The 14,502-nt window shown below is 51.0% G+C and carries 16 protein-coding genes and 1 tRNA gene; 15 read left to right on the forward strand and 2 right to left on the reverse strand.

Translation table 11 applies throughout. The features are described from left to right. Positions 1-7: 7 nt before the first annotated feature. Genes RBT11_01395 through RBT11_01410 form a run of 4 tightly spaced genes read left to right on the forward strand, consistent with a single transcriptional unit; the run spans position 8 to position 3,952 of the window. Positions 8-2,551, forward strand: a complete 2,544-nt coding sequence (locus tag RBT11_01395; protein ID MDX9785402.1) for a serine/threonine-protein kinase — start codon at positions 8-10, stop codon at positions 2,549-2,551. Between the two features lie 6 nt (positions 2,552-2,557). After that, complete coding sequence (locus RBT11_01400) at positions 2,558-3,367, forward strand: protein phosphatase 2C domain-containing protein (GenBank protein ID MDX9785403.1); 810 nt, start codon at positions 2,558-2,560, stop codon at positions 3,365-3,367. 40 nt (positions 3,368-3,407) lie between these two features. Further along, positions 3,408-3,803, forward strand: coding sequence for a hypothetical protein (locus RBT11_01405; GenBank protein ID MDX9785404.1), 396 nt, complete (start codon positions 3,408-3,410; stop codon positions 3,801-3,803). Positions 3,804-3,817: 14 nt separating this feature from the next. Then, a complete protein-coding gene (locus RBT11_01410) occupies positions 3,818-3,952 on the forward strand; it encodes a hypothetical protein (protein MDX9785405.1) in 135 nt (44 codons plus the stop codon). Between the two features lie 67 nt (positions 3,953-4,019). Here the strand turns inward: RBT11_01410 and RBT11_01415 are convergent, their stop codons facing one another. Then, positions 4,020-4,517, reverse strand: a complete 498-nt coding sequence (locus tag RBT11_01415; protein ID MDX9785406.1) for a PilZ domain-containing protein — start codon at positions 4,515-4,517, stop codon at positions 4,020-4,022. Positions 4,518-4,732: 215 nt separating this feature from the next. Here RBT11_01415 and rplU point away from each other — a divergent pair, with 215 nt between their 5' ends. From rplU to RBT11_01470, 11 genes are all read left to right on the forward strand, one after another. Continuing rightward, on the forward strand, positions 4,733-5,044 hold the full coding sequence (gene rplU / locus RBT11_01420; protein MDX9785407.1) for a 50S ribosomal protein L21: 312 nt from the start codon (positions 4,733-4,735) through the stop codon (positions 5,042-5,044). Positions 5,045-5,098: 54 nt separating this feature from the next. Then, the gene (rpmA, locus tag RBT11_01425) at positions 5,099-5,353 is read left to right on the forward strand and encodes a 50S ribosomal protein L27 (GenBank protein ID MDX9785408.1); all 255 of its coding nucleotides are present in this window, start codon (positions 5,099-5,101) and stop codon (positions 5,351-5,353) included. Next, the gene (gene obgE / locus RBT11_01430) at positions 5,350-6,357 is read left to right on the forward strand and encodes a GTPase ObgE (protein ID MDX9785409.1); all 1,008 of its coding nucleotides are present in this window, start codon (positions 5,350-5,352) and stop codon (positions 6,355-6,357) included. The genes rpmA and obgE overlap by 4 nt, the downstream gene beginning before the upstream one ends. Beyond that, positions 6,344-7,486 carry a glutamate 5-kinase gene (gene proB / locus RBT11_01435; protein ID MDX9785410.1) on the forward strand — a complete coding sequence of 381 codons (1,143 nt, stop codon included), beginning with the start codon at positions 6,344-6,346 and terminating at the stop codon, positions 7,484-7,486. The genes obgE and proB overlap by 14 nt, the downstream gene beginning before the upstream one ends. A gap of 77 nt (positions 7,487-7,563) precedes the next feature. Then, entirely contained in the window at positions 7,564-8,877 is a 1,314-nt protein-coding gene (locus RBT11_01440; GenBank protein MDX9785411.1) for a glutamate-5-semialdehyde dehydrogenase, read from the forward strand. Positions 8,878-8,883: 6 nt separating this feature from the next. Next, on the forward strand, positions 8,884-9,594 hold the full coding sequence (nadD, locus tag RBT11_01445; GenBank protein MDX9785412.1) for a nicotinate-nucleotide adenylyltransferase: 711 nt from the start codon (positions 8,884-8,886) through the stop codon (positions 9,592-9,594). Continuing rightward, positions 9,591-10,010, forward strand: coding sequence for a ribosome silencing factor (rsfS, locus tag RBT11_01450; GenBank protein ID MDX9785413.1), 420 nt, complete (start codon positions 9,591-9,593; stop codon positions 10,008-10,010). The genes nadD and rsfS overlap by 4 nt, the downstream gene beginning before the upstream one ends. Next, on the forward strand, positions 9,997-11,544 hold the full coding sequence (gpmI, locus tag RBT11_01455) for a 2,3-bisphosphoglycerate-independent phosphoglycerate mutase (GenBank protein MDX9785414.1): 1,548 nt from the start codon (positions 9,997-9,999) through the stop codon (positions 11,542-11,544). The genes rsfS and gpmI overlap by 14 nt, the downstream gene beginning before the upstream one ends. Positions 11,545-11,566: 22 nt before the next feature. Further along, complete coding sequence (locus tag RBT11_01460) at positions 11,567-12,115, forward strand: type I restriction enzyme HsdR N-terminal domain-containing protein (GenBank protein ID MDX9785415.1); 549 nt, start codon at positions 11,567-11,569, stop codon at positions 12,113-12,115. A 230-nt stretch (positions 12,116-12,345) separates the two neighbouring features. Next, positions 12,346-13,338 carry a serine/threonine protein kinase gene (locus tag RBT11_01465; protein ID MDX9785416.1) on the forward strand — a complete coding sequence of 331 codons (993 nt, stop codon included), beginning with the start codon at positions 12,346-12,348 and terminating at the stop codon, positions 13,336-13,338. Next, positions 13,335-13,796 carry a universal stress protein gene (locus tag RBT11_01470; GenBank protein MDX9785417.1) on the forward strand — a complete coding sequence of 154 codons (462 nt, stop codon included), beginning with the start codon at positions 13,335-13,337 and terminating at the stop codon, positions 13,794-13,796. Before RBT11_01465 ends, RBT11_01470 begins: the two co-directional genes overlap by 4 nt. A gap of 301 nt (positions 13,797-14,097) precedes the next feature. On the opposite strand, the gene RBT11_01475 is transcribed toward RBT11_01470, so the two are convergent. Further along, positions 14,098-14,174 (reverse strand) — tRNA-Lys (locus tag RBT11_01475). Positions 14,175-14,502: the final 328 nt, after the last annotated feature.

The following is a 14,502-nucleotide window of genomic DNA, read 5'->3' on the forward strand; positions in this document are numbered from 1 at the left end:
ACACCCCATGCGCAAACAACACTTCGCCTCTTTGTGTAATTTGGGACTCGCGCTCTTATTCATCTGGCTCACCGTCTCTTCAAATCCGTTAAGGGAATGGATTGAATTTACGGGCTACGATGCAATGATGGCCCTGCCGGTTTCGCCGCAACCCTCCTCCCCGATCGTTCTCATCGATATTGATGATAAAGCGCTGGAAACATTAGGACCATGGCCATGGCCCCGAACCCGGTTGGCTGAGGGAATAAAAAAGGCAGCTGCTCAAGGCGCTCGCCTCATCGGCTTGCCTACCTTATTAAATACCCCTCAGGAAAGTGTCACAAAAGAAGCGCTCGCCGGTCTTGCCGATGCATTTAGTACGACCTTCGGAACGGTTAAGGATACCAAATTCGGTGCCTTTTACCAAACCCTGCAAGACCTGCAACGGCAGTTGGACCAGGATCAATTACTGGCAACTGCCATTGCCGAGGCCGGCTGTGTCGCGTTGCCGGTCGGTTTTTCGGCATCGCCCGATCAAAAAATCAATTCCCCCGAAGCAGTGAAGGCTTTTGCCGAGCGATCACGGCGCGTGTACGGTATCCCTCATGGCGCACTTTTTGCCCATCAAGCGCAAATCGTTCTTCCCTTGCCAGAATATTTGCATGCCGCACGGCTGTTGGGACACCTGTCCATCGTTCGGGACAAAGACCATACGGTTCGCAGAACCCAGCCAATTTATTGGGTTCAGAATCGCCCCATCGCCTCTTTCGCCCTAGCCTTGGCGGCCGCTTATCTGGGCGTTCCCGAGCAAGAGCTTCGGCTGCTGCCGGATAATAGGTTGGCTTTCAATGGGCATCGCATGCCCCTTTCCGAAGCGATGGACATTCTGATAAAATTCGATTCCAACGTCCGGCCGTTTGCCCGGTATGGATTTGCGGACCTTGTCACCGGAAAAGTGCCGCCTCAGGATTTTTCCGGAAAAGTGGTAATATTTAACCTTTCCGCAACGGGCTTGGCGCCCCGCGTTGCCACACCAATCAGTGCCGACATGCCGATCGGCGAGCTAACCGCCCATACCCTGTTGACCCTCCTTCAGGGAACGCCTATCAGCCGATTGGCATTCGATTCTCTTCTTTCCTTTCTCCTGATCGCGTTGGCCGGGCTGGTAATCATTCTCTTGTTGCCGCGATTATCGGGTTTCAAGGCAATGGCGGTTTCCTTTTTCTTCGTGCTTATCCTGGCTGGAGGAAGCTTATATTTTTTGAAATTCAAAGACATATGGATTCAGACCCTGTTTCCGGCCACCGAGGTGGTGATTGCTTTCGTCATGACGGCCATCATCATGGGGTTTTCTCAGGCCGCACCACCCACCCGGGCAGAACAAGCCGCCGAAGAAATGCGGCGTCTTCAGGGATTCTCCTTTCTGGCGCAAGGGCAATCCGATGACGCCTGGGATATTCTTCGCTTATTGCCGGTGGATGATGCCATGAAGAGTGCTCTCTATGAGCTGGCCATCACGTTCGAAAAGCAACAACAACCCCGAAAAGCGCTAATGGTCTATGAACACATTGAAGCTCACGACGCGGAATTCAGGGATATTCCGACGCGAATGAGCCGGCTGGAAGACACATGCCCACCGGTAGTGCCTGAAACAGCCCCATCAAATGCCGAACCCCAAACCAAACCGGATTTAAATGCAATGCCGGCCAAACTTGGCCGTTATGAGCTGATCCGTCCCATCGGCTTTGGCGCCATGGGAACCGTATATCTTGGCATGGACCCGAGAATCAGGCGGGAAACCGCCATCAAAACCTATCGCTTTGCCGAGGCATACAGTCCCGAGGACACCGATAAAATGAAAAAAAAATTCTTCCGGGAGGCGGAAAGCGCCGGCAGGTTGTCCCATCCGGGCATCGTTACCATCTTTGATGCGGGAGAACAGGGGCCGCTGGCCTATATCGCCATGGAATTTCTGAAAGGAAAGGATCTGCGCGCCTTTGTAAAAAAAGAATCCCTTTTGCCCATGAGAAAGGTAATCGATTATGTGGCGGACATCGCTGATGCGCTGGCCTATGCGCACAGCCAGGGCGTTGTGCACCGGGACATCAAACCGGCCAATATCATGCTGCTGAGAAACGGAACCGTCAAAATAACGGATTTTGGCATTGCACGGATTATCGCCACTTCCAAAACCCTGACCGGTGTGGTCAAGGGAACACCCTATTATATGGCGCCGGAGCAAATTACCGGAAAAAAGGTGGATGGCCGGTGTGATATCTTTTCATTGGGCGTTGTCTTTTTTCAACTGTTGACCGGCCAATTGCCGTTTACGGCGGCCAACCCGGGGGCGCTCATGCACAAAATCGTTCATGATCCCCATCCAAACCCTCAAAGTCTTAATCCAGGCATTGTCAGCCCGTTAGTGACCGTTCTCAACAAAGCATTGGCAAAAGAGATTACCGATCGTTATCAGGATGCCGCGCAAATGGCGCTCCATTTACGCCAAATCGGACAAAAAATCAGCACAATCATCGCCAAAAGAAAGGCAACGGGAACTCAAGACAGGAGCTAGCTGCCCATGGACTATGTTGAATCGGCAGGCCTGACGGATGTCGGGCTGAAACGCAAAGAGAATCAGGATGCGCTGCTTATAGATGATGGGTTGGGGCTTTATATGGTATCAGACGGCATGGGAGGACATCAGGCCGGCGAGGTAGCCAGCCGGCTGACCATAGAGGCCATTATAGATGTTATCGGCCATCACACATTCGGCAGCCTTGAAGCCGCCGATACCAGCCAAAGTCTGTCACGGCATGCCAACTTGCTCATTCATGCCATTTCGGCTGCCAACCAAAAGGTGTACCAGGCCGCCCGGGAAAACGCCGTCTACCAGGGGATGGGCGCCACCGTATCAGCGGTGTTATTTACTGAAAAAACATTTATCGCCGCAAATGTGGGAGACAGCCCGATTTATCTGATTCACAAGGGCCGGATTGAAAAATTATCCGTTGCCCACACCCTTGTGGCCGAACATGCGGCGGCGGAGCCGAAGGGTAAAACACAGCTATCCCCCAGTTATAGACATGTTCTGACCCGCGCGGTCGGTACCCGGGAAACGGTTCAATCCGACGTGTGCGAATTGCAGCGGTTTCCCGGAGATATTCTGGTCATCGGTTCCGACGGGTTGAGCAACCGGGTCGAAATGGAAGAAATCAGGCAAATCGCACAACAATTTGTTCCAACCGAGGCCTGCCGCCGACTGATCGACCTGGCCAATCAACGCGGCGGAGATGACAATGTCACGGTCATCGTGATCAAAACACCACCGAAACCATCGTTTCTCATCAGCATAATTAAACGATTCAATCAGCTTTTGTGGCGAGACTAGTTGGTTTCTCTCCTATTACCAAAAGAAAGGAGGACTTGAAATGCCGACCATCACCGTAACTTTCAAGGATACCATTACTGCGGAACATCCAATTGAAACGGGAAAATCACTGACCATCGGCAAGCACCTGCTGATGTTTGCTTATGGAGAAGGGGCGTCCCGAACCGACTTGTCCGCGGCGGGCTTGGATAAGACCATGGTGATGGACACAGACCAGTATCACGACATGGTGCAAAACAGTGAATTGCAAGCCCGGAACGCCGGAAGTCATGTCGTCGCCGCCTTATCATTTCTATCGGGTGGCTCCGGAGAAGTGGGTATTTCCAAAAAACTGTTCAAAATCGGCAAAACGCCCAAAACGATATTCAGGTTGCAGGATTATGGGTGGGACAAACCGCCGCCACGATCAGTCAACGTCCAGGCGGTTATTATCTAAGTTACGTGGAGGGAGTGGCCAAGCCCAAGGTCAATGGGAAAGCAGTTAACGATTCGGTGATGTTGAAAGAATTTGACATCATAGATGTCGGCAAAGCCAAAATGCAGATTGTTTTCAAGACGAAGCCCAAAGAAAAACAGAAAAGTTGAGCCTGACGCGGCGCCTGGGGGCAAAATGAAAGGGTTTAAAACCGGCGCATTGGTATGTTAGGCGAACCTACATCAGGTAAAACCCGAGTGCGCCCTGGTAGCCCTGCTTGTCGGTCCGCTCTGCGCCGACGAAATCGCCCTTAACACTTCTGACCGTGACTAGGAGCCTTATTTCCGATTTTTGGGCATCATCAAGCTGAAACACCACTTCCAGGTGGTCTCCCGGCTCGAGCTTATGCGTGGGATCGCAAGTAAACCCGATCCCCCCCATGGATAAGTCTTTGATCACAACAGCGCCCCTTTTCGGCCCGTTGAGATCTTTGTATTTTCCGGGCAACCTCACCGCTTTTCGGTAGCGCCTGCGAAATTCAATCACACCTTTGAACACCATGCCGCATTTACAGGTGATTTTGATTTGTTTTGCGGCATCTTTGAGCGTTGCAGTGTCAACGGTTCGACTCGCTCCGCATTTGGGGCATCTGATCGCGGCCTTGTTTTGACTGTCCACAAAAAACTTGATGGGTGCCTTGTCACTCTCGTTTTGCATGAACAAAACCTTAGTCATGGTGTTTTATCATTTGAACAGACAGATGATTTTTTACTATATTATTTTATCGGTTACGTCAATTCTTTACCAAAGCGCGCTTAATTAATTGCCTTATCCATGCAACGGCCTTAAAAATCCAATTTTTCTCCTTGACAATTGAGCATGAAAAGTTAATATTTCACATTTTTCAAATGATGGGGTTAATTCAGTCCATGTGAAGGAGGGCGAAATCCATGTATGCTGTTGTCGCCACGGGCGGTAAACAATATAAGGTCCAGGAAGGCGAGGTCTTGCGGGTTGAAAACCTCGACGGCGAAGTCGGCGCTTCCGTTTCTTTTGATCAGGTGCTGATGGTTGCGGATGGCGAAACCGTCCAGGTCGGCACACCGGTTCTGGAGAGTGTCACGGTACGCGGTCACATCGTTGAGCAGGGCAAGGCAAAAAAAATCATCGTGTTCAAATATAAACGCCGGAAACACTATCGTCGGAAAAACGGTCATCGCCAGCAATTTACAGCAATCAAAATTGACCAGATCGAATGCTAAACGCGTTTTCGATGGGTCAATAAGTTTGAGAATTAAGATTTCGGGAGTTTTCAGATGGCACATAAAAAAGCAGGTGGTAGTTCAAGAAACGGCCGTGATAGTAACGGCCAGCGCCGCGGCGTAAAACGCTACAGCGGCCAGAGTGTCAGCGCCGGCAGCATTTTGGTTCGCCAACTCGGGACCAGAATCCATCCGGGCGAAAATGTGGGCATGGGTAAGGATTACACCCTCTTTTCGCTGGTCGATGGCGTGGTCACCTACGAACGGTTTGGCAAAACCCGTAAAAAAGTAAGCGTATATGGCGCGTGAGTTTCATTGATGAAGCAATTATCATCGTACAATCCGGTCATGGCGGCCGGGGATGCGTCAGTTTTCGGCGCGAAAAATTTATCCCCAAAGGCGGACCGGATGGCGGTGACGGCGGTAAGGGCGGTGATATATTACTAAAAACCACCCTTCGCCGGCGTACGCTTTCACAATTCAGATTTGAAAAACAATTCAAGGCAAAAAACGGCGCACCCGGCCTGGGAAGCCGGAAAACCGGCAAAAACGGCGATGATCTAATCATTGAGCTTCCTCCCGGCACGCTTGTCAAGGATGCGGACTCGGGAGAAACGCTGGTCGACTTCACGCAGCCCGATCAAAGCTTTCTGGTGGCATGCGGCGGTCGCGGCGGTCGCGGCAATGCCCGGTTTAAAACCTCAACCAATCGCGCCCCCCGGCACGCGCAGACGGGTGAGCCCGCTGAAAGCAAAACCCTTGCCTTAGAGCTGAAACTGCTGGCCGATGTCGGCCTTATCGGGCTGCCCAACGCCGGAAAATCCACCTTGATCAGCGCCTTTTCCGCCGCCCATTCCAAAATCGGAAACTATCCGTTTACAACCCTTTCGCCCGTTTTGGGCGTTGTGCATTTGCAGTGGGCGGAGCCCTTTGTGGTGGCCGACATTCCAGGGTTGATCGCGGGCGCGCATCAGGGGGCCGGGCTCGGCACTCAATTTCTTCGCCATATTGAGCGAACAAAGGTGCTCGTTCATCTGATCGATGTGTCGGCCTTGAATATCAACGCGCCGCTGGCAGGATATGAAACAATTTTAAACGAACTGCGACTCTATAACGAGCAAACCGCGGATAAACCCCAGCTCATTGTGCTGAATAAAATGGATATTCCCGGTACCGACAAACTCGCTGATGTCTTTGAAAACGCGCTCGGCGATAAGCCCGTTCTCCACATTTCAGCCCAAAGCGGCGACGGACTGGATTTGCTTTTGACAAGAATCGTTCAATTGCTGGATGTTCCCCATGAATCCGTCTGAAGCCCTTGCACTGACTTCCATTAAGCGCGTCGTTGTCAAGGTCGGCAGCAATGTTTTAACCGCCGAATACGGGCTTAACATGGAAACCATTTTTGCCATCAGCCGCCAGATCTGTTCCCTGATGGACAAGGGTCTGGAAGTGCTTTTGGTGACTTCGGGCGCCATGGCGGCAGGGGTCCGAAAAATCGGATTACCCGGCCGGCCCGATGAAATTCCCAAACGTCAGGCGATTGCGGCCGTAGGCCAACCGGGGCTGATGCTGGCCTATGACACGGCCTTTGGGCAGCAAGGCAAAAAGGTGGCCCAGATTCTGCTCACCGGCGAGGATCTTTCCAACCGCAAACGGTATCTGAATGCGAGAAACACCTTTAATGCCCTGCTCGCCTGGGGGGTCGTGCCCATCATCAATGAAAACGACACCGTGGCGGTGGAATCGATTAAATTCGGGGACAACGACAACCTTTCCGCCATGATTACGCTGTTGATGGATGCCGATCTACTGATTAACCTGACGGACATCGACGGCCTGTACACGAAAGATCCGCGCGTATTCCAGGATGCCCGCCTGGTCCCCATCATTTCCTCGATCAGCAGGGACATTGAAAAGTGGGCCGGTGATATTCCGGGCGCGCTCGGCACGGGCGGCATGTCCAGCAAGATAAAAGCCGCTAAAAAAGTCACCGCCGCCGGCATTCCCATGATCATTGCCAAGGGAAACAAACCCGATGTCCTGATTCGGCTTTTTAACGGCGAAACCCACGGCACTTATTTTGCGCCCAAGGCGCGGCGCCTTGCCTGCCGAAAATGCTGGATCGCTTTTTCGATAAAACCGACGGGAAGTATCACCGTCGACAGCGGCGCGGCCCGGGCACTGTTAACCAATGGCAAGAGCCTGCTTCCCAGCGGTATCGTGAACGTCGACGGGGAGTTCGGTGAGGGCGCCGCGGTGGAATGCAAAACAGAGGCAAATGAGGTTCTGGGCATCGGATTGGTCAACTACAGCGCAGCCGATATTCGCTTGATCAAGGGGTTGAAAACGAACCAGATCAAAAGACTGCTGGGCAGCAAACCCTATGACGAGATCATTCACCGGGACAATCTGGCCATCACGGCCGTTCAAGATGCTTGAAACGCAATTTCCGCTTTTTCGCCCTTTCGTGTTTTCCGGTTGAGTGGCCCGCAATTTCGTGTATAAATCAATGAATAATAGACCAACAAGCCAATTTTAAACCCTTTCAATCAATTTCAATGGGGGAAATGATCATGTCCGTTGAAACAACCATTCAGGCAATGGCGATAGCGGCAAGAAAAGCGTCTTTCAAGATTGCCGGAATCGATTCATCGCTTAAAAACGAGGTACTGCTGAAAATTGCCGATGCCATCGAGGCCGATGCCGATGAAATAAAGGTGGAAAACCAAAAAGATCTGGTCCGGGCAAGAGAAGCCGGGCTTTCCGAGGCCATGATCGACCGGTTGACCATTACAAATGCGACCATCCTGTCCATGGCGCAGGGACTTCGGGATGTCGCCCGGCTTGAAGACCCGGTAGGTGCGATCGTTAAAGCCTGGCGTCGGCCGAACGGCCTGGAAGTCGCCAAAATGCGAATTCCCTTGGGCGTCATTGGTATTATTTATGAATCGCGCCCCAATGTGACGGTTGATGCCGCAGGCCTTTGCTTAAAAGCCGGAAATGCCGTTATTCTGCGGGGAGGCTCGGAGGCCCTTCACTCCAATCAGGCGCTGGCGGCAAAAATCGGCGCGGTTTTAAAGGCATCGGGATTGCCCGAAGCGGCGGTCCAGGTTGTCCCGATTCGGGATAGAAACGCGGTGAATGTGCTTCTGGCCCAGGAAGAATCGATCGATCTCATCATTCCCCGCGGCGGCGAAGGCCTGATCCGGTTTGTGGTGGAAAATTCCAAGATACCGGTCTTGAAGCATTATAAAGGGGTGTGCCATGTGTATGTCGATGACGGCGCGGATTTGGACATGGCGGAGAAAATTGCGTTTAATGCCAAGGTGCAGCGCCCCGGTGTCTGCAATGCGATGGAAACGCTTCTGGTGCATTCAGCCGTCAGCGTGGCCTTTCTTCCCCGGCTAAAAGCCTGCTTTGACGCCGCCGGCGTTGAAATACGCGGATGCGCCGAAACCCGACGAATCCTTCCCGATGTAACACCCGCTACCGAGCAGGATTGGCCGGCAGAATATTTGGATCTGATATGCGCCGTGAAGATCGTTCCTGATATGCAAGCCGCCATAGAACACATCAGCGCGCATGGCTCCTGCCATACCGAAACCATTGTCACCCGGGATTACGACCGCGCGCGCCGGTTTTTACGCAACGTGGATTCATCGGTCGTGCTGGTCAATGCCTCGACCCGATTTAATGACGGCGGAGAGCTGGGGCTGGGGGCTGAAATCGGCATCAGTACCAGCAAGCTTCATGCATTCGGCCCCATGGGTCTTGAAGAGCTGACCACGACGAAATTTATCGTGTACGGCAGCGGCCAGATACGGACCTGAGGCCGAATGAAACCGTCCGGAGAACCAGCGGAAAATAGCCGCGCTGAAAAAGGCATCGGACTTTTTGGCGGCACCTTCAATCCCGTCCATTCGGGCCATATTCTGGCGGCCCAAACGGCGATGGCCCGGCTCGCGATGACCACCGTTTTGTTTATTCCCGCGGCCCTGCCGCCGCATAAATCCCCGGAACATGTGGTTGCGGCGGCGGACCGGTTGGAAATGCTTCGTCTGGCCGTTTCAGGGGTGCCGGGCCTCGCCGTCTCGGAGGTTGAATTAACCCGCACCGGCGGCTCCAGCTATACGATTGATACGGTGCGCCATTTTCTGGCCGATGCTTCCCCGGACACCCGATATTATCTCATGGTCGGCCTGGACGCTTTTTTAGAGATACACACCTGGAAATCTTATCAAACGCTCCTGCAACTCATTCCAATCGTGGTATTGGCAAGGCCCGATTTTCAGCCGAAACGGCAAAATGACACTCAAAATATACTGCAACATTATCTTCAATCCAAGATTTCCGCTTCATATGATTTCTCTATTGAAAACAAGCGGTTCGAGTGTGCGAATCGGCCACCGCTGTATCTGCTGAGCGGCGGGCTTAAGGCACTGTCCGCCACCTTCGTTCGGGAACGGATTCGTTCAAATGCCGATATCGGCCCATTGGTCCCGGCGCGGGTCGCTGAATATATTAAACGGAAAGGACTTTATCGATGACGCAATCCTCCGGGAAGGCTATCACTGATTCGCTCGATGTGTTTGCAAAAGCAGCGCTCGGGAAAAAAGCCTTCGGACTGGTCATGCTCGATGTTCATGCATTGAGTTCGGTGACGGACGTATTTTTGATTTGCAGCGGGAAATCCAACCGCCAGGTGACGGCCATTGCCGAGCATATTCAGGTAGAACTGAAAAAAAACAAACTTCGCCCCTTGAGTGTCGAAGGGTTAAAAGAGGGGCATTGGGTCGTGATGGATTATGGGCATGTCATCATTCACGTATTTTATGAGCCGACCCGAACCTTTTATGACATCGAAGGATTATGGGCGGATGCCAAACGAATTAACACCCCGAGCATGATTAAGGCCATAGCCGAAACGCACCCCGAAATGGAGCCAAGCGATGACGATGACTAAACCCTTGCTGCTGATGATTTTAGACGGATGGGGCATCAACCCGAATTCACGAGGCAATGCGATTTTTCAGGCAAACACCCCGTCCCTGGACGCACTATTGGCTGAGTACCCCGTTACCCGGCTGCGCTGTTCCGGCGAGGCGGTGGGGCTCCCGGATGGCTATATGGGAAATTCGGAAGTCGGACACTTAAATATCGGCGCCGGCCGCATCGTGTACCAGGAATTGATGCGAATCAACCGGAGCATTTCAGACGGCACCTTCTTTACCAACGAGGCGCTGATGACACTGATGCAGCAGGTTCGTGAAAAAAACGGCGCCCTTCACCTGATGGGATTGTGTTCGGATAGCGGGGTTCACAGCCATTTAAATCATCTCTATGCCCTGTTGGAAATGGCCAAACGAAATGAAATAGCCAAGGTGCATGTGCATCCCATCATGGACGGACGGGACAGTCCACCAGACAGCGGTATCCGGTACATAGGAGCGTTAGAGCGCAACATCCGCGAACTGGGCATCGGTGAAATCGCCACCATCTGCGGCCGTTACTACGCCATGGACCGGGACAAGCGTTGGGATCGAACGGCCATCGCGTTTGACCTGTATACCAACGGAAAAGGCATTCCGGAAACCGAGCCGTCCGCGGCAGTGACCCATGCCTATGCCCGGGGAGAAACCGATGAATTTATTAAACCAATCATTCTGGTAACGGACACCGGGCGGCCCCGCACATGCATTCGGGACAATGACGGCGTGATCGTATTTAATTTCAGGGCGGATCGGGTTCGCCAGATCACCCGGGCGATGACGGATCCGGATTTCAGCGAGATCTGGCGAACCCGCATGCCGAACCTGTGCGGATGGGTCTGCATGACGCTCTATGATGAGAGCTTTCCCTTGCCGGTGGCCTTTCCGCCGGGTCATATGAAAAATATTCTCGGAGAAGTGATCAGCCGCCATGGGCTGCACCAACTTCGCATCGCCGAAACGGAAAAATACGCCCATGTGACCTATTTTTTCAATGGCGGAGAGGAAACCCCGTTCCCCAATGAAGACCGGCGCCTCATTGCCTCTCCGCGCGATGTACCGACCTATGACCATAAACCCGAGATGAGCGCGTTTTTGATCAAAGCCGAACTGTTATCCGCATTAAATGAAGGCTACGACTTTATTGTGCTCAACTTTGCCAATATGGATATGGTCGGGCATACCGGTGTCATGGCGGCAGCCATCAAGGCCTGCGAGGCGGTCGATACCTGCGTGGGAGAAATTGTCGCCAAAATCAAAGCCATGGGCGGCGCGGTGATGGTAACAGCGGATCATGGTAATGCGGAAAAAATGCTGGAGGACGATGGTTCGGTTCACACCGCTCACACCTTAAATCCGGTTCCCTTTGTCCTGGTGGATGATACGCGGAAAACCAAGCGGTTGCGCGAAGGGGTGCTGGGCGACATCGCTCCGACCGTTCTGGAAATTTTAGGCATATCGCAACCTTCTGAAATGACGGGCACATCCCTCTTAATAGAAGACGTATAATCAAAAAGCATGGAGAGCTACCATGGCAACCATTCAAAAGCCATATACCCTGATAGAAGATTTTGTGACCGGGCAACAAGTCCCGAATGTGGGAGCCGAGGCCAATCGCCAGGCAATGGAAAAGGTGCTGGTGCAGGAAAAAGGCTTTCTTAAATCCGATATTGAAGTAGATGCCGCTATCGAAGTGACCATCGCAGGGGAACCCTACGAATCCAGAATCGATCTGGTGGTGAGCACGAACGGCCAACGAATCATGGCCATCAAATGCGCGGCCGGCTCACTATCGTCCCGTGAAAGGGAGATCGTTGCGGCGGCCCGGCTTATCGATACCTGCCAAATTCCGCTGGCCGTGGTCTCGGACGGCGCGCAGGCCATAGTGCTCGATACCCTAACCGGCAAAAAGATCAGCGACGGCATGGACGCCGTGCCCACCAAAGCGCAGGCAGTTCAGTTATTAAAAGACGCCGAGCCGGTTGCTTTTCCGGAAAACAAACGGGAGCGGGAAAAACTCGTATTCAGAACCTATGATATCGAAAACGTCAATGTCCGCCGAAACATCGTTTCGGGTTAATTTCCGGTGCCATAGCCAACACGCCCCTATCAAGGAGGAAATACCGGCGTGCTTAACCGTGCACGAATTGTTATAAAAAGCGGCTCTAAACCGGCAAAGCCGAAAGCTGGGCTTCCAACGACCTTCTCCAGTTATGCACGCTTTTTTGTGCATGTTTCTGATAAAGGGCCTTTAACTGATTGAAGATTGAAAGCAGGAATCAACATAACATATATCGGTAACGGTGAAAAATGAGCAACTATTTATCTCAGGAATCAATCCGTAAACTCACAGACCCGTGGTTTACTCCGCCAAACCCGGGGTATGTTTTTAATATTTATTCAGATACCAGCGAGTTTTATCGCATACAATATGGTGACATTGTTGTTTTAAATGATGTCCCGTATCTTATCCGGCATAATGCCAAAGAAGGACGTTTCGGTCTTGATGATGAAGAAAAGTTCTGGGTCAAGCGCGCGATAGACTTAAATACCGGTGAAACAAAGATTATTAAACTTGTATTTTTCGAAAAGTTTATAGCCCGCGTAGGCGGTGTTGATTTTGAATGTTTCAGGAGTCCGCGTAAAGAGGCCCGCATTCTTAGCATCGTTAAGGACCATGACAATTTCATGCACGGTTTTTCGGTTCAAGACGAGAAAGACAATGTCGTCAGGATAATTGATTTCATTTATGGCAAAACTCTGGCAGATTATATAAGGGGGTTGTCATCAGGGATGGAACATGAAACTTATTTCTACAAACACTTTCCTGAAATTCTTGAAAACTTCATGGAATGCGCTCAGGCAATCCGTTTCCTTCACGAAAACAGAGAAAAACATGGTGACATACGCAGGGATCACATATTGATAGACAGGGATGCCGGATGCTGGCGCTGGATTGATTTTGACTACAATTTTCGTCACCGGGAGAATATGTTCGGCTACGATATGTTCGGCTTGGGCAATGTTTTGATTTATCTTGCCGGAATGGGAGATATTCTGATCGCAGATATAGTCAAGACAAATCATCCGGCGCTTTCTACGCTTGGTGAAGAAGACATGAACATCGTATTTAACAACCGGGTTGCAAATATTAAAAAGATTTATCCCTATATACCGGACAGCCTTAACCGTGTGCTTATGCATTTTTCAAAAAGCGCCAATATTTTTTATGATAAAACGTTTCAGTTTATTGATGATTTGAATGAATTCAGGGCTGCTTTTTTTAAAGGGGGTAAGAAATGAATTTGAATATTAATAGAAATATCCTGATCGCCGCAGATGAATCCGAGAATGCGAAACGAGCCGTTTTGTATGTGGCAAAACTGTTAGGCGGCATGAAAGGCTTTAAGGTAACAGTACTTCATATTATAAGGGAGCCCGAAGAAGACTATTTCCCCGATGATGCCAAAAAAGACAAATGGTATAAGGAATACAAGGAAAATATAGACAAGGTGATGGAAGAATACAGGCAGATACTTATAGCCGCAGGGTTTGCCACCGAGGATGTTTCAACACGCTCAACACTCCGCTATTGTCCTTCTATGGCGGAATGTATATTGGCAGAGCGGGACAAGCTTGAATACGGCACGCTGGTTGTGGGCAGAAAAGGTCTTTCGCGAAAAGAAGAATTTCTTTTCGGAAGCGTCTCAAACAAAATAGTAAGAACCGCCCGCAACTGCACCGTATGGGTGGTAGAATAATTTTTTATTGATGAACACGCTTGTCCAAAAATGCCGTAAACGTAAAAAAGTAATCCCATAATAAAAAACCCCCTTATAAAGCATGGCTTAGCTGCAAAAAAAAACACACAGCCAAAACAAGTAGGCATTTCGATGGTATGCTGTGCAAGTTTGTTTGGTCAAGTGGGTTGCAATATGGCGCATTACCGCTTTGCCGATGAGAAGGCCATCAAGCCGCCTATATTTAACGGTGGCAAAATCGGGAGGATTTCCGAATGTGAAAGGTACTGCCTCTTTTGGAGGTTTTAACGGTTGAAATTAATGGTGGGCCGTATTGGAATCGAACCAATAACCTACTGATTAAGAGTCAGTTGCTCTGCCTGATTGAGCTAACGGCCCGGACTAAAAAAAAGCACCCCGGAAACGGGTTGGTACCTATCAAGTTTGTGTTTGCTTGTCAATTTTAAATCAAGAAAAAAATGATTTTCCCGACCCGAGTTCATCACGGTTGCGCACGCCCAATCGTTTCCGTGCTCGTTGCGCCGGAAAACAGCGATCAAAGCGGTCTATCAGAGGAAACGGCCGCAGCATCCCCGGGTTTCATGCCGCGGTTGTTCACTAAGCGAACCATTATGGTCTTGCCTATGGCATTGCCTTTTCTTTGATAATGGGTCGACGAATTTTTTCCAGACGCCCCATTGAATCAATGATAACACTTTGTTATTTT

This window comes from Desulfobacterales bacterium (genome assembly GCA_034003325.1).
Lineage (GTDB): Bacteria > Desulfobacterota > Desulfobacteria > Desulfobacterales > JAFDDL01 > JAVEYW01.